This is a genomic window from Kitasatospora sp. NPDC087315, assembly GCF_044744345.1.
Taxonomy (GTDB): Bacteria; Actinomycetota; Actinomycetes; order Streptomycetales; family Streptomycetaceae; genus Kitasatospora.
In genome coordinates this window covers 602,845-619,389 of sequence record NZ_JBIUYD010000001.1, presented here as the reverse complement: position 1 = coordinate 619,389, position 16,545 = coordinate 602,845, and the positions used below count along the sequence as shown (strand labels likewise).

Sequence of the window (16,545 nt, the reverse complement as noted above, 5' to 3'; positions counted from 1 at the left end):
CGGGGGCGCCATTCCGGCACACCCCGGCAATCCTTGTGACCTTATCCATCCCATTCCTGGAACGGCACATGAACGCCCGTGTCCGCACGGTGGTCCGGGGCCCCTCCCGAACACGTCGGCCGACCAGGACGGAAACAGTGAAAGGCGATCCGCATGGACCGCACCGCGCGGCCCCACGCGCACCTCACCCCACCGGCCCCGACGCCCGCCGTCCCGGGCGCACCCGACCCCGCCGTGTTCCCGGTGGCCGCGCTGCTGCGGCGCGCGCAGGCCGGCGACCACGTGGCGATGAACGACCTGCTGGTACACATCACCCCTTTCGTCGGGCGTCTCTGCCTGCCGATCGCGCGTACCCACAGCTGCGACGCCGCCCAGGAGGCGATGCTCGCGATCTACCGCGGCCTGCGCGGCCTGCGCGAACCCCTCGCCTTCTACGGCTGGGTGCGCTCCATCGCCGTCCGGGAGGCCGTCCGCACGTCGAAACGGCTGGCCCTGGAGCACACCGACGGCCTGCCCGACCTCGCCCCCGACGGCGACCCCCTGGGCGCCGTGCACATCAGCGACGTGCTGGACCGGCTGCCCCGCGAGCACCGCGAGATCCTCACGCTGCGCGCCGTCTACGGCCTGAACGAACGGGAACTGGCCTCGGCCCTGCGGCTTCCGGTCGGCACCGTGCGCTCGCGGCTGCACCGCGCCCGCCGCAACTTCCAGCGGGCCTGGACCCACCAGCCCGCCTGAACGGAGCGGCGCCCGGGCGCCGCACGGGCCCGGCCGGCGGCGGGCCCGGATTCAGGTCACGGTGGCCCTCGTCCGGTAGCGGGCCCGCAGATGGTCCCCGGCGTCGACCGCCTCGCGCAGCAGACAGAGCGCCCGCCAGATGTCCCGGTGGCTCAGGAACAGGGCGTTGACGCCGAAGCGGAGCAGGTCCGGGGCCCGCATGTCGCCGATCACCCCCCGGTCGGCGAGCGCCCGCACCAGCGCGTACGCCTCCCGGTGGCGCAGCACGACCTGGCTGCCGCGGCGCCCGGGCTCCCTGGGGGTGACCACCGTGAAACCCCGGCCGTCCAGCAGGGTGTCGGCGCAGTCCTGGAAGAAGCCGGTCAGTGACAGGCTCTTGGCCCTGACCTGCGCCAGGTCCACTCCGTCGAAGGCGGTGAGCGCGGCTTCCAGGGCGAGCAGCGACAGGATGGCGGGGGTGCCGATCCTGGCCCGGCCGACGCCCTCGGCCGGGGTGTAGTCGCCGCTGAGGCCGAACGGGTCGGCGTGGCCGTTCCAGCCGGTGAGCGGGTGGTCGAAGGAGGCCTGGTGACGCCGCGCCACGTAGAGGAAGGCGGGGGCTCCCGGGCCGCCGGACAGGAACTTGTAGCCGCAGCCGACGGCGAGGTCGGCCCCGAGCTCGTCCAGCCGCACCGGGAGGGCGCCGGCCGCGTGGCAGAGGTCCCAGAGCATCAGGGCGCCGGTCCGCTGGACGGCGCCGGTGAGCGCGGGCAGGTCGTACAGTTCGCCGGTCCGGTAGTCGACCGGGGAGTACCCGGCCACCGCGACGCGGTCCCCGTGCCCGGCGAGGAAGCCCGGCAGGTCGTGCGGCGGGACCCGCTCGACGGTGAGGCCGAACAGCCGGCCCACGGCGTCGGCGACGTACTGGTCGGTGGGGAAGTGGGCCGGGTCGGTGAGCAGCAGCGGCCGGCCGGGGCGCAGCCGGGCGGCGGCCCCGAGCGCGTTGAACAGCTGGACGCTGGTGGAGTCCCCGGCCAGGGTCTGGCCGGGCGCCGCGCCGACCAGCCGTCCGATCGCGTCCCCGACCCGCAGCGGTGCCTCCCACCAGCCGGCGTCGTTCCAGGAGCCGATCAGGCCCCGGCCCCACTGCCGGTGGACGGCGTCCTCCAGGGCGGCGGGGACGGCGGCGGGCAGCGGACCCAGGGAGTTGCCGTCCAGGTAGACGACGCCGGGCGGCAGCAGGAACCGTTGCCGCAGCGGGGCCAGCGGGTCGGCGGCGTCGAGGGCCTCGGCCCGGTCGGCGAGGAGGCGGTCGGGGCCGCTCGCCGCCGTCACCGTCGCGGGCCCGGGTGTGCGATCCCCCTCCGGACCGCTCCGCCGGTCCCGGATACGTTCAGACATGGCCACCTCTTCGTCTGGGCCCGCCGCTTGGCATGGCCTCCGACAATGAAGAGGCTGACCAGGGGCCGCCCTATCCCGCCCCCCGCGTGACGAAGGACACACACCGGACGGCGAGGCGCCCCGCCGTCGGCACCGCGCCGCACACCGTCCCCGAAACGCCGCCGGTCGCCGGCCGGCCGCCCGCAGGCGACGGCGGCCCCGCGCACCCCCGCCACCGGCCGCCTACCAGAGCCCCGGGCCGGCCGGCCGGCCCGGCGGGCCCGGGCGGTAGGGGAAGGGCCGGTACGCGTGGAGGAAGCGGTGGTAGCTGCGGGCGGTGCCGACCAGGGATTCCATCCGCAGGACGTGTTCGATCGCGTCCAGCTGCCCGCCGGTGGCCGTCAGCACCCAGTGCGCGGTGCCCGCCACGGGGCGGGCCTCGGCCACCGCGGTCCGGAGGCAGGCCGCGTCGACGGCGGCGAGCCCGGCGATGCCGCGGGTGCCGGCGAGGGCCTGGCGCAGGAACGTCATCTCCGTCTCGGTGAACCGCAGCCGGGTGCGGCCGGGGATGTCGCCCTCCTCCTCGGGCCAGGGGGCGACCGGGCCCTTCCGGAGTTCGCGGTACTTCAGCAGCAGCCGGCCCTCGGGGGTGATCCGGGCGGCCCAGGCCGGCGGTCCGTCGGCGGTGGCCAGCGTCTCCAGGACGCTCTCCGGGGCGAGTTCGCACAGCCGCTCGGCGGTGAGCCGGCGCGCGGCGCTGGCGCGCCGCCGCGACCACGACGGGGCGGCCGGGGCCGCGGCGAGCCACCCGCCCTCCTCGGCGGCGACGTCCTCCAGCAGCTCCACGTCCTCGGCGCGCAGCGGCATGTCCCGGCCCCTTCGTCGTCCTGGCGTCGTCCTGGCGGTGCGCCGGCCGGCACGACCCGCGCAGCGGGACTCTACGCCCGGGGGCCGCCCGCGCGCCGGTCTCTTCGCCGACCGGGGGCGGCGGCACCACTCCAGGGCCTCCCGAGCTAGAACTCCCGCACGAGGGAAGCTCGTTCGCGCGAGCCGGGCGGGCCGTCAGCCGATCGTGACCCGCAGGTTGGCGAGCACGGCGGAGCCGTCGGCCGCGACGGCCAGCACCCGGCCGCCGCGCTGCCAGTACGTCACCGCCCCGCCGTGCCGCCGCACCCGGACCGGGGACCGGTCGGCGCCGGGGAAGAGGGCGAGGCCGGTCGGCGCGGAGGCGGCGCCCTCGCCCGCCGTGAGGCGGATACCGCGGCCGCCGTCGAGGGCGCGGCTGAACGCCCAGTGGTCGCCGTCGGCGGTCAGGCCGGCCGGCTCGTCCCCCTGGCCGGCCGGCCCGTCCTCGCGGGCAGCCGGCTCGTCCTCCTGGACGGTCAGCCCGGAGTCCGTCCCCTCGCCGAGGAAGCGCAGCACCGTCCGGCCCGGCTCCCGCGTGGGGTCGGGGTCGGGCACGATCAGCCGGCCGCTCGCCAGCACCGTCGCACCGGTCACCGCGGCCGGGTCGAGCGCGGTCCTGGACCGCAGCTCCCAGCCCGGCAGGTCCCAGCGCCAGAGCTCCGTCAGCGGCGCACCCACGGCCGGGCCGGAGACCACCACGGCCGCGCAGCCGGACGGGGTGCGGGCGATCCGCCCGGTCACCCCCTGGTCGCCGCCGAGTTCACGCCAGACCACGGTGGGGCGGCGGGCCAGGGTGTCGAGGACGGCGATCCCGTCCGCGTCCACCGTGATCAGCTGCCGGCCGTCGTAGGACGGCACGATCTGCCGCACCCGCAGGGCGGTCCAGCGCCGTACGGCCCGGGTGGCGAGGTCCAGCCGGGAGACCTCGGCGACCTCGCCGTAGCGGGCGACCAGCAGCGCGGTGCCGCCGTGGTCGGCGAGCACCAGCTGGTCGGCGGGCACGTCCCAGCGGGCCCGGGTGCGGCCGTCCGGGCCGAGCAGCCGCACGCCCGCCTGGCCGCACGCGACCAGCAGCGAGCCGGAGTCCAGCAGCGCCGCGTCCAGGACCGGGAGTGTCCCGGGCCGGTCGGCGGCGGTGGCGGCCCAGCCGGCCCCCGTGGGGCGGGCGGAGCGGCGGGGCCTGGGCAGGTCGGCGGCGGCCAGCGGGTCGGCGCGCTTCACCAGCCCGTCGAAGAGGGCGCGTCCGGTCCGGTGGTCGAGGGAGCCGCCGAAGCCGCCGTCCCGGACGACGGCGCGGGCCGCGGCGGTGGCGAGTTCACGGTCGGCGGCCCGGTCCGCGCCCGGCAGCCCGGCCAGGGCGGCGGCCAGCGCGGGCCGGCCGGTGGTGTCGGGGTGCCCGTCGCCGTCGAGGACGGCCAGCGCGAGCGTACGGGTCGCCTCGCCCGCGCCGAGGGCGAGCAGGTGGGCGAGGGCCCGGCCGCGGGCCGGCCCGCCGAGGGCGACGGCGTCGCGCAGGTCGGCGGCGACCGTCGGCCGCAGCGTCTCGTCCGGCCAGGCGGCCTCGACCGCGCCGAGCCGGTCCCCGGCCGCACGGCGGTGCTCGGCCCAGGCGGCCCGCAGCTCCCGGGCGGACTGCGGGTCGGTGGCGGTGAGCCGCTCGACGGCGGTGGCGAACGCGCCCCGGCGGTAGGCGGTGCGCACGGCCCGGTCCCGGTCCCCGGCCCGCCACCAGAGGCGGACCACCAGGTCGGCCGCCAGCTCGCGGCCTTCGGCGAGTTCGGCGGCCTGGGCGCCGCGGCCGTGCCGGTCGAGCAGGGCCACCGCCTCGGCGGGCGCGTCCAGCAGGTCGGCGAGGACGAACGCCGCCTCGTCGATCCGGCCCTCCCGCTCCAGCCCTTCGGCGGCCTTCCGGTAGAGGTCGGCCAGGAGTTCGTGGACGGTCGGGCCGGAGAGCGGCGAGACGGCCGCCGCCCGGCCCCCGGCGTCCGGGGTGGGGCGCAGCGGGCCGGCGAAGCGGCGGGGCAGCCCGAGTGAGAGCCAGGCCCGCTCGGCCTCGGGCGACTGCCCGGAGAGCCGGACGGCGTCGCGCAGGGCGTCCTCCCAGCGGCGCTGTTCGAAGGCGCGGGTCAGTTCGCGCAGGTAGCGGGCGTGGCGGCCGCGGACGAGACGCGCGGCGGGGGTGCGCAGGGCCAGCCGGGCGAGCAGGCCGCCCAGCCGGGACCGCCAGGACGGTCCGGGGTTCCGCCGCCCCTCCGCCGCCCCGGGGGCGGAGGCCTCGGAAGCTGTTCCCGGGGCGCGGCGACGCAGCGCGAAGGCCGCTCCGATGAGCAGCCCGGTCAGCAGCGTCGACGGGTGGAGGCCCCGCCCGGCGACGAGACGGACGAGACCGGCGAGCAGCGGCAGGCCCACGAGGACGAACAGCAGGGCGAGGCCGGCGACGGCGACGGCCCGGCCGACCGGGGCGGGCAGCCGGGGCAGGGACCACCAGCGGCGGGGGCGGTCGCCCCGGGCGCCGGGCGCGGTCGGCCGACGGGACCACCAGCGACGGGGGCGACCCCGCCCGGCGGGCGCGGTCAGCCGACGGGCCCGCTCGGAGCGGGGGCCGATTCCGGCGGCGGTCCGCAGGTCCGCCGCCGGGCGCCGCGGCCGGTCGTCGAGCACCGGTTCGGGGGCGGCCGGGGCGCCGACCGGCCCGAGCCGGTGGAGGGTGAGGCCGGCCGGGTCGAGCCAGTCGGCGGGCCGCAACTTCGCCAGACCGGCGATCTGGTGACGGTCCATCAGCCCTGCGGTGGTGAGCAGCAGCTGCCCGGCGGCGGCCTGCGCGCCGTTGGTGCCGACGGCGACGAGCGCGCCGTCCCGCCCCAGCAGCGGCAGCCCGGGGGCACGGTCGGCCCGGGTCCCGACCGGTTCGGGCAGGACGAGCAGCCAGCGGCCGTCCGGCAGCTCGCGCAGGTCGGCGCCGTCCTGCCAGTGGGCCAGGACGCGCCCGGCGGCCTCGGCCGCGCCGATCAGCGGCACGTCCAGCACGAAGCCGGCGGCGTCGACGGTGGCACGGAACGCTCCGGCGGAGGTGGCGCTCACTGCTCGCTCCCGATCAGGTGGTGGATCCGGCCGCTGCCCGCGTCGCCGACCACGATCCGCCCGGGGTGCGGTTCGGCGGCGATGAGGGAGAGACCTGGGTGGACGGTCGCCGGGGTGACGCCGCCGGAGAAGCGGCTGAAGGTGCGGACGGCGTCGGCCCGGACGCTGCGCACCACCCGGGCGCTCCGGCTGCAGGTGATCAGCGCCGGCCGGCCGTCGTCGTGCCGGACGAGGCCGATCACCTCGGCATCCTCCCGGAAGGTGATCAGGCTCCGGTCGCCGGCCGGGGTGCGGACCTCCCAGGCCTTGCCGTCGGCCGACCAGGCGACGGCGGTGCCGCCGTGGACGAGGTGCGGCGCGTCCTGGGCCCCGGGCGGCAGCGGGTGGTCGAACGCCCGCGGATCCCGGGAGCGGTGGTACCGCGCGCCGTCGGCGCTCGGCGCGACCGGGCCGTCGTCGTGGACGGATCCGTCGGGCGCGATCCGCCACCAGCGGCCGTCGAGCGGGAGCGCGAGGCCGTCCCCGGCGCGCAGCAGTGGCAGGACGGGGCCGGTGAGCAGGGTGTCGAGCAGGGCCTGGTGCAGGCCGAGGGCGGCCCGGTCGGCGGTGTACTGGCCGGGCTCGCCGAGCGGGCGGCCGCTGATGTACGGGACCAGCCGGTCACCCTGGACGGACAGCGCGACCAGGCGCCGGCCGAGGCGTCCGGCGGCGACGACCGGCCCGTTCAGCTCGTGGCGACGGGTCCGGACGGGGGTGACGCGCTCCGGTGCGCCGCTCGGCAGGTTGACGGCGAGCAGGGTGGCGGCGTTCGCACCACGGGCCAGCAGGGTGCGGGCCGCGGTGGTGAAGACGGGGTGCGCTCCCCCGGTGGGGCCGGCCGGCAGCGCGGCGGCGGTCGGCGCGCTGCGGCGGAATTCGGCGCCGCGCAGCGCCCGGACGGCGATGTCGGTCACGGGCAGGGGCAGTTCGGCCCGCGCCTCGCCCAGCCGGACGGTGACCGAGCCGGCGCCGGCCGCGGTCCAGCGGGCCTCCTCGCTCGCCAGCACCCTTCGCCGGGAGGGGAGCCGGTCGGCGAGCCGGGGCGAGGTGAGGACCCAGGCCTGGTCGGCGGCGTCGAGCGTGCCGCAGGCACGCCGGACGTCCTCGGGGGTCGGGTCGGTGCGGCGGCGGGCGTCGAGCCAGTGCGGCAGCAGTTCGGCGAGGTCGCCGTCGAGCCAGTGGCCGGGCCGGTCGCCGAGGATGCCGACGAGCAGTTCGGTGCCCCGGGCGGCGGCCCTGCGGTGCAGGACGAGCAGGGCGGCGAGCTGGACGAGCCGGCCGGCGCCGGCCTGGGCGGGCCCGGTGTCGGCCAGGACGACGATCCGGCCCCGGCCGGCCGGGGTGCGGAACTCGGGTGCGAGGTGGAGGAGTTCGCCGTCGACCAGGCGGCGCAGGAACTCGTCGGGGTACTCGTCGGCGAGCAGCCACTCGGAGGGCAGCAGCTGGTCGGGCCGGCCGGAGCGGGCCAGGCCGCCGTGGCCGTCCGGGGTGCCGTGGTCGTCGGTGGCGGGTTCGCGTTCGCCGGCCAGGGCGTCCAGGCGGCGCAGCAGGGGGCCGAGGGCGGTGGCGAGTTCGGGGGTGAGCGCGGAGAGGCCGGCGGCCCAGGGGGCGAGGGCGGCGGGCAGCGGCGTGGTCATCGCGGGTCGCTCCCGGTGCCGCCCGGACGCGTCGTGCCGCCGGTGCTCCGGGTGTACGGCTCCAGGGCGGCCGGGTCGGTGGTGGGCGGCGGCGGATCGGCGACCAGGGCGTGGCCGGGCAGCAGGACGCAGAGCTGGCCGTCCCGGGCGCCGAGCGCGGTGCGCCAGAGGGCGGCGGCGGGCCGGGGGCGGGCGGTGGTGGGGACGAGCAGTCCGGCGTCGCGGCCGAGGTAGCGGGCGCCGTCGGCCCACGGCAGGTCGTCCTCGGCGCCGAGGACGAGCAGCGCGCCGTCGTCGGCGACGGCACCGAGCCGGGCGCCGCCGGTGAGCCGCTCCCGGGTGGCGGCGGCCAGGGCTGGCACGTCGGGGCCGAGGGCGAGCACGGCGGCGGCGGGCAGCGGCGGTTCGCACCGCTCCCAGCGGAGCGGGAACAGCGGCGGGGCGGTGGTCACGAGGGTGCGACCACCGCGACGAGCTCGGCGCGTATGCCGGCCAGCCCGGCGGGCAGGTCGGCCGGGTCGAACCCGGCGTCGATCTCCCGCAGCGCGGCCTCCAGCCGCAGCCGCGAGTCGCGGCCGTCCGGCAGGGTGCGGTGTTCGGCGAGCAGGGCCGTACTCTGCCGGGCGAGCCGGTCGGCGCGGGCGGCCGAGCTGCGGGACAGCTCCTCGGCGGCGTGCGCCAGGCTGCGGTTGGCGGACTTCTCGACCAGGTCGGCCAGGGTGTCGCGGGCCAGTGCCTGGGTGTCGGCGGTGGGGGCGATGAGCGGCAGCACCCAGAGGTCGCGGGCGGTGCCGGCGGTGCGGCCGTCGAGGACGGCGGCCGCCGCGACCAGCTTCTGCGAGCGGACGGCCCGCCGGTCGCTGACCGGGACGCCGGCGGCGCGCAGCCGGCGCAGGGCGGTGCCGAGCAGCGGGGTGACCTCGTCCAGGTCGCAGTCGCGGGCGGCGGCGGCCAGCCGGTCGACGGCGCCGAGCAGGTCGGCGGGGCGGGCCGGGGCGGTCGCGGGCCGGCGGCCGGCTTCGAGCAGTTCCTCCAGCCGGGCGTCGGCCACCGGTTCGACGAAGACCCGGGCGAGGAAGCGGTCGGCGAAGGCGGCCAGGGCCGGATCCTCCGGCAGGTGGTTGGCGGCGCCGACGCAGACCCGCAGCGGGCTGGCGAGGACGGTTCCGCCGCGCCGGAAGACCCGTTCGTTGAGCAGGCCGAGCAGGGTGTTGAGGACGGCCGTGGAGCCGAGGAACACCTCGTCGAGGAAGGCGATCTCGGCCTCGGGCAGCATGCCGGCGGTCTCGAACTCGACCCGTCCTTCGCGCAGCCGGCGCAGGTCGACCGGGCCGAACAGCTCGTTGGGTTCGGTGAACCGGCCCAGCAGGTACTCGAAGTAGCGTCCGCCGAGCTGCCCGGCGACCCGGCGCACCGCCTCGGACTTGGCGGTGCCGGGCGCGCCGACGACCAGCAGGTGCTCGCCCGCGACGGCGCAGAGCGTCACCACCTCGGCCACCGTCTCGCGGTCGATCATGCCCTGCCCGGCGGCGGCCACGGCGGCGGCGATCAGCTCGGCGTCACCGGCCGCGGCGGTGCCGCCGGCGCCCGGGCGGGTGGTCGGGGTGGTGCTGGTCTCGGTCACGAGCACCGGAGTCTACGGGGGGTCCGGCGGCGCCCACCAGCGGATTGACGCTCGCCGCGCGGTCCCGGGGCCGGGGCCGCGCGGCACGCCGGGCCCCGACGGCTCGGTCCGGGAGGCCTTCCCCGCCGTGGCCGTCGAGACCTCCCCCGGGCTGTTCGAGCAGCCCCTCCACAACCGCTCACACCACGGACCCGGGCCGGGCGCCGTCGGAGCGCTGGGCGCGGTGGGCGGCGACCCGGACCCGGGTGGCGCAGCGGGGGGTGCAGTAGCGCTGGGGGGCGCGGCGGCCGGTGTCGATGAAGTAGCGGGCGCAGCCGGGGGCGGCGCACCGGCCCCAGGCGCAGCCGCCGCGCTCGCCGAGCCAGAGGGCGAGGGCGGCGGTGGAGGGGAGCCAGTGGGTGAGGCCGACGCCGGCCGCGGCCTTCGAGGTGACCGGAGCCGCCGTCAGCCGGGTCCGCGAGGTGGTGCGCGGCCACGGCGTGCCGGACGGCGACGTCTCGACCTCCCGGCTGGACCTGCAGTCCTCGTGGAGCTACGGCGGCGGCGAGCGGCAGTTCCTCGGCTACGAGTGCACCGCCTCCTTCGTCATCGAGCTGCGCGAACTCGACGCCCTGGAGCGGCTGTTGGTGGACGTCGTGGAGGCCGGGGCGAACCACGTGGAAGGGGTGGAGTTCGACGTCCGCGCCAAGCGGGAGCTGCGGGCGCGGGCCCGGGAGGCGGCCGTCGCGGACGCCCTGGAGAAGGCGGAGCTGTACGCGCGGGCCGCCGGCGTCCGGCTCGGCCCGGTCGTGCGCATCAGGGACGTGGACTCCGAACAGCCGGGCACCGGCTACGTCGGCCACAGCCAGGGCGGCGGCGAGGGCTCGCTCGCGCCCGGCGGGATCCGCGTCTCGGCGGGCGTACTGCTCGGCCCGGCCATCATCGGCGGCTGACCGGACGCTCCCGGAGCTCGGCCCCGGCGGGACGGGGCGGGGCGGCGGGCGGTGGACGGCCGCCAGTCACCCCGCCCCACCCGGTCAGGCCTGCCAGTGCGGTTTGCCGCTGACCATCCGGCAGGTGATCATCCGGCCGTTGGCGTCGTGGGTGCTCTTGTCCAGGTCCGCGTTCCGGCAGAACTGGCCCGCCTGGTAGCAGTTGCCCGCGTTGGACCGGATCTCGCAGGAACCCGTCGCCCCCTTGGCCGCTTCGGGCTCGGGGTCGGTCGGCGGCTGGGCGGTGGTGATCTTGGGCTGCGGCGCCTTGGTGGCGGGCGCCTGCGGCTTGGCCGTGGTCGGTGCGGGTACCGGCGCCGGCGGCTGGGTCGGCTGCGGCGCCTCCGTGGTGGGCACGGCCGCGGGCGTCGTCACCACGGGCGGAGCCGGCACGGGCGCGGCCGCGGTCGCCACCGGCGCGGGGGTGGTCGGCCCGGGGGTGGTCGGCTCGGCCGCGGCCACGGCGGCGGGCGAGGAGGAGGCGGCCGTGGCACCGTCACCCGCCGCCGGGTCGCAGCCGGTCAGGGCGAGACCGACGGTGAAGACGAGTCCGGCGACGGCGGCCAGGCCGCGATGGCCGGCGCGTATCCGTGAAGACATGGGGGAAGAACGCTCCGTTCCGCTGGGGTGAGGTTCACGATTCAACCAGAACTGCGACACGGCTCGCGCACAGTTCCCGCACCTGTTGGCAGATCGAGATCTACGGCCCACGGAACGTCAGCGCACCGGCCCGGCCCCGCTCCCCCACCGACGCCGTCACCCGGCCGACAGCTCTGACATGATCGGCCCGCCGGGCGGAAGGAGTCCCCGCATCATGCCGGACAGCAGACCCCCACGCGACAGCATGAGCACGGAGGAGTGGACCGAGGCTCCGCCGCCCCGGGCGCCCAGGGGCGGGTGGCCGAAGCTCCTCGGGCTGCTCATCGGCCCGGCGTTCCTCCTGGTCGGCATCGTCTTCTCGGCCGGCCACTGGACGGTGTGGCAGCACTTCAGCGGCACCTCGCGGGTCTCCGCCGTGGTCGACGAGGTGCGGTACGGCCGGCCGGAACAACGGACCGACGCCACCGAGGTACTGGTCACCGTGGAACCGGACGGCCGGCGACAGCCCGCCGTGGTGGACTCACCGCACTCGGCGCCGGACCGGCTGTCCGCGGGCGACGCCGTGACCCTGCTGCACGACCCCCGGCGGCCGGGCCATGCCCTCTTCCCCGCCCAACTCGGCTGGGCGGACGCCCTCTTCCCCGGCCTGCTGTTCTGCGCGACGGGCCTGGCCGCCACCGCGGCGGGCACGGTGGCGACCGTCCGGTACGTGCGCGGCCGCGAGGGCTGAGCACCGCCGGGCAGACCGGTGGGGCCGCCCGGCGGGCGCCGGAACGACCGGCCGCGCGGGCCCGCCCCCCGGGAGGGCAGGCCCGCGCCAATGCCGTTACGGCACCCAGTAGTTGCCGGAGGCCACGATCATCGACTGGAGCTGGACGCTGCTGCCGTAGTAGAGCGAGCTGTCCACCGCGGTAGCGGCCAGCTTGGTCCAGAGCGCGTCGAGCCACGCCTGCGAGCCCGGGTCGGTCATCGCGGTCACCACGAACGGCGCGGTGAACGCCATGTCGTGGCCGCTGTCGAAGGCCGAGCCGTTGAGGTGGTAGCCGCTGACGATGTTCGCGGGACTGCCGCCCGTCTTGGCCTTGACCCAGGTGTTGAGCCTGCGCGCCGAGGCGAGCGAGGCGGCGTCGCCGCTGGTGACGGCGTCCGCGCCGATCCGCCACGGGTCGCGGCAGGCGTTCCAGCTGTAGTCGCCGTCGTTGGCGCTCTCCAGGACCTTCCCGGGCGCCGGTTTGGCGGTGCCGTTGGTGTTGACCACGAAGTCGGCGAGCAGACCGGTGTTCGGGGCGTAGCCGCTCTGCTGGGCGGTGATCAGCCGCTGGTGGGCGGTGCGGACGGTGTCCCAGGCGGCGTCGCCGGTGGCGGTCCGGAACGCCCGGAAGTGGTCGATCATCCAGTCCGAGGAGCGGGTGACGTAGTAGGTGGAGTCGCCCCTGCTCGACCAGTCGCCGAGCAGTGTCAGGTGGGTGCTCGGGTTGATCTCGCTCGCCATGATCGCGTTGATGTGCCGGACCGCCAGGGCCTTGTAGTCGTAGCTGCCCGAGCTGCCCCACTGCCGGTCGGCGAGCAGCAGCCCGTACGCGACGTCGAGGTCGCCGTCGGTGGCGGAGTCGGAGCCGTCGACGGACCGGCAGGAGGAGTCCTGCTCGGCGGCCAGCAGGTCGGGGTTGTTGACCGACTTGTGCGCCAGCATGTACTTCACCATGCCGTCGAAGACGGTCCTGGCGTTGGGGTCGGCCCCGGCCATGGTGGCGGTGACGACCATGCCGTAGCCCTGTCCCTCCGCCACGTAGGGGTGGTCGGCGTCCGGCGAGAGCACCTGGTACCAGCCGTTGCCGCAGTTCTGCTTGACGAACGCGGCCTTCCAGGCGTTGTAGGCGGCGATCACCTTCTGGTCGAGGTCCGCCTGCGCGCCGGAGGGCTTGAGGATGCCCGCCGCGTACGGGTAGCGGTGGCTGCCGAAGGGCACGGCGGGCGCGGCGGCGGCTCCCGGGCCCGGGGCGGCCGAGGCCGCCGGGGCCGCCGGGGCCGCCGGGGCCGCCGGGGCCGCCGGGGCCGCCGGGGCCGCGAGCAGGCCCGCCGCCAGGCCTGCGCCCGCGAGCAGCGCCGCGGCGGCCCGGAGGCGGGGGCGGGGGCGGAGGCGGGGGCGGGGGTTCGGCTGTGTCATCGGAGTGCTCCTCAGCCCTGGTACTGGACGACGATCCTGGTGAACTCGTACGGGGACTGCGCGACGCCGCTACAGGCGTCGGCGTCCGTGCCGGAGCCGCAGGCGCGGTCGCGGTTGACCGCCCAGAAGGCGAACCGGGCGAGGTGGTGCTGCCGGGCGTAGCCGAGGATGGTCCGGAAGTCGGCGGTGGTGACGGTCTCACCGGCCTCGTCGGTCTTCCCGTTCGTCGACGAGACCCCGGTGTGCCGGTAGGCCGCGTCGTCGCTGTAGCCGTAGGCGCTCTTGACCGCCGCCTTCAGCCCGTCCAGCGCGCTGACGGTGGCCTGGCCCATGGTGCCGCTGTGGCCGCCGAAGTCGAAGGGCATGATCACCCAGCCGTCGTTGGCCAGGCCGGCCGCGGCGCCGCGCCTGATCAGGTCCTTGCCGGCGGCGTCCGGGCCGCTGGGGGTGGTGCCCATGGTGACGTAGGTGACGATGCCGGGGTTCCTCGCCTTGACGGTCTTCAGCGCGTCGACCACCCGCTGACGGACCGTCGCGCTGGAGAACTCGGTGTCCTCGATGTCGATGTCCAGCGCCTTGAGCCCGTAGGCGTCGATCACCTTCTGGTAGGCGCCGGCCAGCGCGCTCGCGCTGCCGCACTTCTCGCCCAGCTTGTTGCCGCTCCAGCCGCCGACCGAGACGACCACGTCGCCGCCGGCCGCCCGGATCGACCTGATCGCGGCCTCGTCGGAGCCGCCGGTCAGCGGCCGGCTGCCGTCCCACTTCGGGTTGCAGCCGCCGTCGGAGAGGATGAACGCGAGGGTGAACCACTTCACCCCGGTCGCGTTCATCACGTCGGTCGGCTTCTGCGGGTTGCCCCAGCCCAGGTACTCGTACGGCGCGGCCGCCATCCCGGGGGCCACCGCCCTCCCGGGCGCGGCGGCCGGCTCGGGCGGGGCGGCTGCCGGGGCGGCCAGGGCCTGGGGCGCGGGGGCCAGCAGCAGGGCGGCCGGGCCGAGCGCGGCGGCCAGCAGCGGGGCGGCGAGCCGGGCGGCCGTCCCGGCCCTGAAGGTCTTGTACATGCCAACTCGCTTTCGTCGGTCCACCGCACGGTGACGGCCGGTCAGGAGAGAGGCGAAACGGCCCGCACCGGCCGGCGGGCGACCGGAGCGGGCGCCTGCAGGACCGAGGTGACGGGACGGCCGGTCGACGACTTTCGTTAGGAAAGTTTCCCAATGGTCGACACTCTCAACCCCCTTCACCGCCGGACACCTTGACGCGGCGGATCCGGCTCCCCGCCATTGACGACCCGTCAACGCTCGGGCACCGGAAGACCGGCCGGCGGTTCAGCGCGGGTGCTCGACGTCCGCGCGGATGGCCCGCATGACCGGGGCGACGTCGGCGGCGGTGAAGCCGACCTTGGTGCTGGTGCCGTCGCCCTTGATGATGAGGCTGACCCCCGCGGCCGTGGTGGCGGTGAACCAGGAGCAGGTGGTGACGGCCGTGGTGAGCATGGCGTTCTGGACCAGCACGGTGTTGCAGATCGCCCGCCCGCCGTGCGGGCCGGGGTCGGTGTCCACGGCGTTGGTGCTGATCCGGTCCCCGGCGCCGTCGTTCCTGGTGGCCGGGGGCTGGTTGAGCGCTTCGTGCAGACGGTCGGGGTCGAAGCCGCTGCCGGTGACGCCCGAGTAGAAGATCCACGCGCCCTGGGCCCGGTCGTCGTAGTAGCCGTGGACCGGTGTGCCGGTCACGCCCAGGCGCTTGGCGTACAGCTGGGCATCGGAGTCGACCTTCTGGATCAGGTCGGCCGGGGGCTGACCCTGCCGGTAGCCGGCCGCGACCGGCGGAGCGCTCAGCACGTACGCCGCCCCGCCGCCCCCGGCCGGCGGGGCGGCGCCGTTCTGTGCACCGGCGCCGTTCCGCGTGGCCGGCGCATCCGGTGCGGCTGCGCCGCCGCTCTGCGAGGCGCCGCCGTTCTGCGCGGCCGGCCCGCCCGACGCCTCACCGGGGAAGCTGCCGGACGAACCGCAGGCCGCGACCAGGAAGAGCGCCGCCAGCGCGCACGCCGCCGCCGGCACGCGGCCGGACCTGGGCGGGCGCCGTCCGGCCGGCGCCGGGCCGGGCCGCCCCGCTGTCGAAATCGAACGGACCATGCGCTGCCTCCTGATGGGCGTGAACGGGACGTGCCCGGCCGCGGGCACACGTCTGCCGGGGCGCGCCGCCGAAGTCCGGTGAGTGGCGGCCAGTGTGACATCCCGTCGGCCACCTGACGGCCCCGCCCGACAGCGGTGCTGAACCCGGGCGACAGCAGGACTGGCACCCTGCGGCCCGGCGCGTGGCAGGATGGGCCGCCGAACGACCCGGAGGAACCGAGGAGGAGCCCGCCCCATGGACCTCGACCCCCGGCGGCTGCTGGTCCTGGACGCCATCGCCCGCCACGGCGGTCTGGCCCCGGCGGCGCGGGCGCTCGGCCACACGCGGTCGGCGGTGTCGCAGCAACTGGCCAGCCTGGAGCGGGAGGTGGGCCTGCCGCTGGTCGACCGGTCCGGCGGCCGGCTGGAACTCACCGCGACCGGCCGGCTGCTGGCCGCCACCGGCGACCGGATCAGCCGGGAACTCGCTTCCGCCGTCGAGCAGTTGAGCTCCGCCGACGGGAGCCTCACGCAGGGCCCGGTGGCGATCGGCGCGAGTTCCTGGGTGATCGAGCGGCTCGCGGCCCGGGCGCAGCGGCTGCTCGCCCAGTGGCATCCGCAGGTGCGGCCGAGATTCGTGGAGACCGGTCTGCCGGACGGCCTGCAACGCCTGCGCCTGGGCGGGCTGGACGTCCTGGTCATCACCGACGACCGGGACACCGCCGTGCCACTGCCGCCCGCCGTACGGGCGTGGGTGCTGAGCGAGGACGAGTACCGGGTGGTCGTCCCGGACGGCTGGGACCTGCCGGGCCACCCCGCCGAACTCTCCGGCCGTCCGTGGATCGGCGCCCCCGAACAGTCCGCCCGCGCCCGGGCCTTCGCCCGGTTCGCGGCCGCGCACGGCGTGGTGCCGTCGGTGGAGCACGTCGCCGAGCACCCGACCGCCCTCGCCGCCCTGCTGGCCGGGCAGGCCGGTGCCCTGATCATGCCCGCCTACCACGCGGCTCTGCTGGACCGGGCGAAGGTGACCGGCCTGCCCGTCACCGGCAGCCTGATCACCCGGGTGCTCCACCGCACCGGGCACGCCCCCGGCGCCCCGGCCGCGCGGGCCGCGGCCGACGCGCTGAGGCAGGCGGCCCGCGACCACGCCGAGGCGGTGACCGCGGGCGCACCCGCGGGCCGGGACATCGTCGTCCGCCGCCTGCACGACCCCAGCGGCACCGACCGGCAGTGAACTCCCCGTCCACGGCGCGGCCCTGCCCCGGGGAGGCGAACACCGGCGCCGTGACCGTGCCCGCCTCCGCAGGACGGC

General features: G+C 77.2%; 15 protein-coding genes. 4 read left to right on the top strand and 11 right to left on the bottom strand.

Annotated features, from left to right (window positions below; genetic code table 11):
• The first annotated feature begins 288 nt into the window (after positions 1–288).
• On the top strand, positions 289–738 hold the full coding sequence (locus tag ACIO5D_RS02670; protein WP_400793739.1) for an RNA polymerase sigma factor: 450 nt from the start codon (positions 289–291) through the stop codon (positions 736–738).
• 51 nt (positions 739–789) lie between these two features.
• Here ACIO5D_RS02670 and ACIO5D_RS02665 read toward each other — a convergent pair whose 3' ends face one another.
• From ACIO5D_RS02665 to ACIO5D_RS02635, 7 genes are all read right to left on the bottom strand, one after another.
• Positions 790–2,118 carry an aminotransferase class V-fold PLP-dependent enzyme gene (locus tag ACIO5D_RS02665; RefSeq protein WP_363607603.1) on the bottom strand — a complete coding sequence of 443 codons (1,329 nt, stop codon included), beginning with the start codon at positions 2,116–2,118 and terminating at the stop codon, positions 790–792.
• Positions 2,119–2,340: 222 nt separating this feature from the next.
• The gene (locus ACIO5D_RS02660) at positions 2,341–2,964 is read right to left on the bottom strand and encodes a hypothetical protein (RefSeq protein ID WP_363607604.1); all 624 of its coding nucleotides are present in this window, start codon (positions 2,962–2,964) and stop codon (positions 2,341–2,343) included.
• Positions 2,965–3,159: 195 nt separating this feature from the next.
• Positions 3,160–6,084 carry a bpX6 domain-containing protein gene (locus tag ACIO5D_RS02655; protein ID WP_400793716.1) on the bottom strand — a complete coding sequence of 975 codons (2,925 nt, stop codon included), beginning with the start codon at positions 6,082–6,084 and terminating at the stop codon, positions 3,160–3,162.
• Positions 6,081–7,760 (bottom strand): hypothetical protein, encoded by a 1,680-nt coding sequence (locus ACIO5D_RS02650; RefSeq protein ID WP_400793715.1) that lies wholly within the window; start codon positions 7,758–7,760, stop codon positions 6,081–6,083. The genes ACIO5D_RS02655 and ACIO5D_RS02650 overlap by 4 nt, the downstream gene beginning before the upstream one ends.
• On the bottom strand, positions 7,757–8,212 hold the full coding sequence (locus ACIO5D_RS02645; protein WP_400793714.1) for a hypothetical protein: 456 nt from the start codon (positions 8,210–8,212) through the stop codon (positions 7,757–7,759). Before ACIO5D_RS02645 ends, ACIO5D_RS02650 begins: the two co-directional genes overlap by 4 nt.
• On the bottom strand, positions 8,209–9,384 hold the full coding sequence (locus ACIO5D_RS02640) for an AAA family ATPase (RefSeq protein ID WP_363607608.1): 1,176 nt from the start codon (positions 9,382–9,384) through the stop codon (positions 8,209–8,211). Before ACIO5D_RS02640 ends, ACIO5D_RS02645 begins: the two co-directional genes overlap by 4 nt.
• Positions 9,385–9,562: 178 nt before the next feature.
• A complete protein-coding gene (locus tag ACIO5D_RS02635; RefSeq protein ID WP_400658808.1) occupies positions 9,563–9,682 on the bottom strand; it encodes a CGNR zinc finger domain-containing protein in 120 nt (39 codons plus the stop codon).
• 100 nt (positions 9,683–9,782) lie between these two features.
• Between ACIO5D_RS02635 and ACIO5D_RS02630 the strand changes: the two genes are divergently transcribed.
• Positions 9,783–10,316: an SIMPL domain-containing protein gene (locus ACIO5D_RS02630; protein WP_400793713.1), complete on the top strand. Its 534-nt coding sequence runs from the start codon at positions 9,783–9,785 to the stop codon at positions 10,314–10,316.
• An 84-nt stretch (positions 10,317–10,400) separates the two neighbouring features.
• Here the strand turns inward: ACIO5D_RS02630 and ACIO5D_RS02625 are convergent, their stop codons facing one another.
• Positions 10,401–10,955 (bottom strand): hypothetical protein, encoded by a 555-nt coding sequence (locus ACIO5D_RS02625; protein WP_363607610.1) that lies wholly within the window; start codon positions 10,953–10,955, stop codon positions 10,401–10,403.
• Between the two features lie 214 nt (positions 10,956–11,169).
• Between ACIO5D_RS02625 and ACIO5D_RS02620 the strand changes: the two genes are divergently transcribed.
• Entirely contained in the window at positions 11,170–11,685 is a 516-nt protein-coding gene (locus tag ACIO5D_RS02620; protein WP_400793712.1) for a DUF3592 domain-containing protein, read from the top strand.
• Positions 11,686–11,781: 96 nt separating this feature from the next.
• Here ACIO5D_RS02620 and ACIO5D_RS02615 read toward each other — a convergent pair whose 3' ends face one another.
• From ACIO5D_RS02615 to ACIO5D_RS02605, 3 genes are all read right to left on the bottom strand, one after another.
• The gene (locus ACIO5D_RS02615; protein ID WP_400793711.1) at positions 11,782–13,122 is read right to left on the bottom strand and encodes a glycosyl hydrolase family 8; all 1,341 of its coding nucleotides are present in this window, start codon (positions 13,120–13,122) and stop codon (positions 11,782–11,784) included.
• Positions 13,123–13,133: 11 nt separating this feature from the next.
• Complete coding sequence (locus ACIO5D_RS02610; protein ID WP_400793710.1) at positions 13,134–14,183, bottom strand: chitinase; 1,050 nt, start codon at positions 14,181–14,183, stop codon at positions 13,134–13,136.
• A gap of 264 nt (positions 14,184–14,447) precedes the next feature.
• On the bottom strand, positions 14,448–15,254 hold the full coding sequence (locus tag ACIO5D_RS02605) for a hypothetical protein (RefSeq protein ID WP_400793709.1): 807 nt from the start codon (positions 15,252–15,254) through the stop codon (positions 14,448–14,450).
• 235 nt (positions 15,255–15,489) lie between these two features.
• Here ACIO5D_RS02605 and ACIO5D_RS02600 point away from each other — a divergent pair, with 235 nt between their 5' ends.
• Complete coding sequence (locus tag ACIO5D_RS02600) at positions 15,490–16,467, top strand: LysR family transcriptional regulator (RefSeq protein WP_400793707.1); 978 nt, start codon at positions 15,490–15,492, stop codon at positions 16,465–16,467.
• The last annotated feature ends 78 nt before the right edge of the window (positions 16,468–16,545 follow it).

What these genes read in the sequence shown, in the direction of transcription:
- ACIO5D_RS02670 (WP_400793739.1), top strand. Translation starts at nt 289, where the DNA reads ATGAACGACCTGCTGGTACACATCACCCCTTTCGTCGGGCGTCTCTGC.
- ACIO5D_RS02650 (WP_400793715.1), bottom strand. Translation starts at nt 7,760, where the DNA reads ATGACCACGCCGCTGCCCGCCGCCCTCGCCCCCTGGGCCGCCGGCCTC.
- ACIO5D_RS02600 (WP_400793707.1), top strand. Translation starts at nt 15,490, where the DNA reads ATGGACCTCGACCCCCGGCGGCTGCTGGTCCTGGACGCCATCGCCCGC.
- ACIO5D_RS02625 (WP_363607610.1), bottom strand. Translation starts at nt 10,955, where the DNA reads ATGTCTTCACGGATACGCGCCGGCCATCGCGGCCTGGCCGCCGTCGCC.
- ACIO5D_RS02605 (WP_400793709.1), bottom strand. Translation starts at nt 15,254, where the DNA reads ATGGTCCGTTCGATTTCGACAGCGGGGCGGCCCGGCCCGGCGCCGGCC.
- ACIO5D_RS02660 (WP_363607604.1), bottom strand. Translation starts at nt 2,964, where the DNA reads ATGCCGCTGCGCGCCGAGGACGTGGAGCTGCTGGAGGACGTCGCCGCC.
- ACIO5D_RS02620 (WP_400793712.1), top strand. Translation starts at nt 11,170, where the DNA reads ATGCCGGACAGCAGACCCCCACGCGACAGCATGAGCACGGAGGAGTGG.
- ACIO5D_RS02610 (WP_400793710.1), bottom strand. Translation starts at nt 14,183, where the DNA reads ATGTACAAGACCTTCAGGGCCGGGACGGCCGCCCGGCTCGCCGCCCCG.
- ACIO5D_RS02665 (WP_363607603.1), bottom strand. Translation starts at nt 2,118, where the DNA reads ATGTCTGAACGTATCCGGGACCGGCGGAGCGGTCCGGAGGGGGATCGC.
- ACIO5D_RS02615 (WP_400793711.1), bottom strand. Translation starts at nt 13,122, where the DNA reads ATGACACAGCCGAACCCCCGCCCCCGCCTCCGCCCCCGCCCCCGCCTC.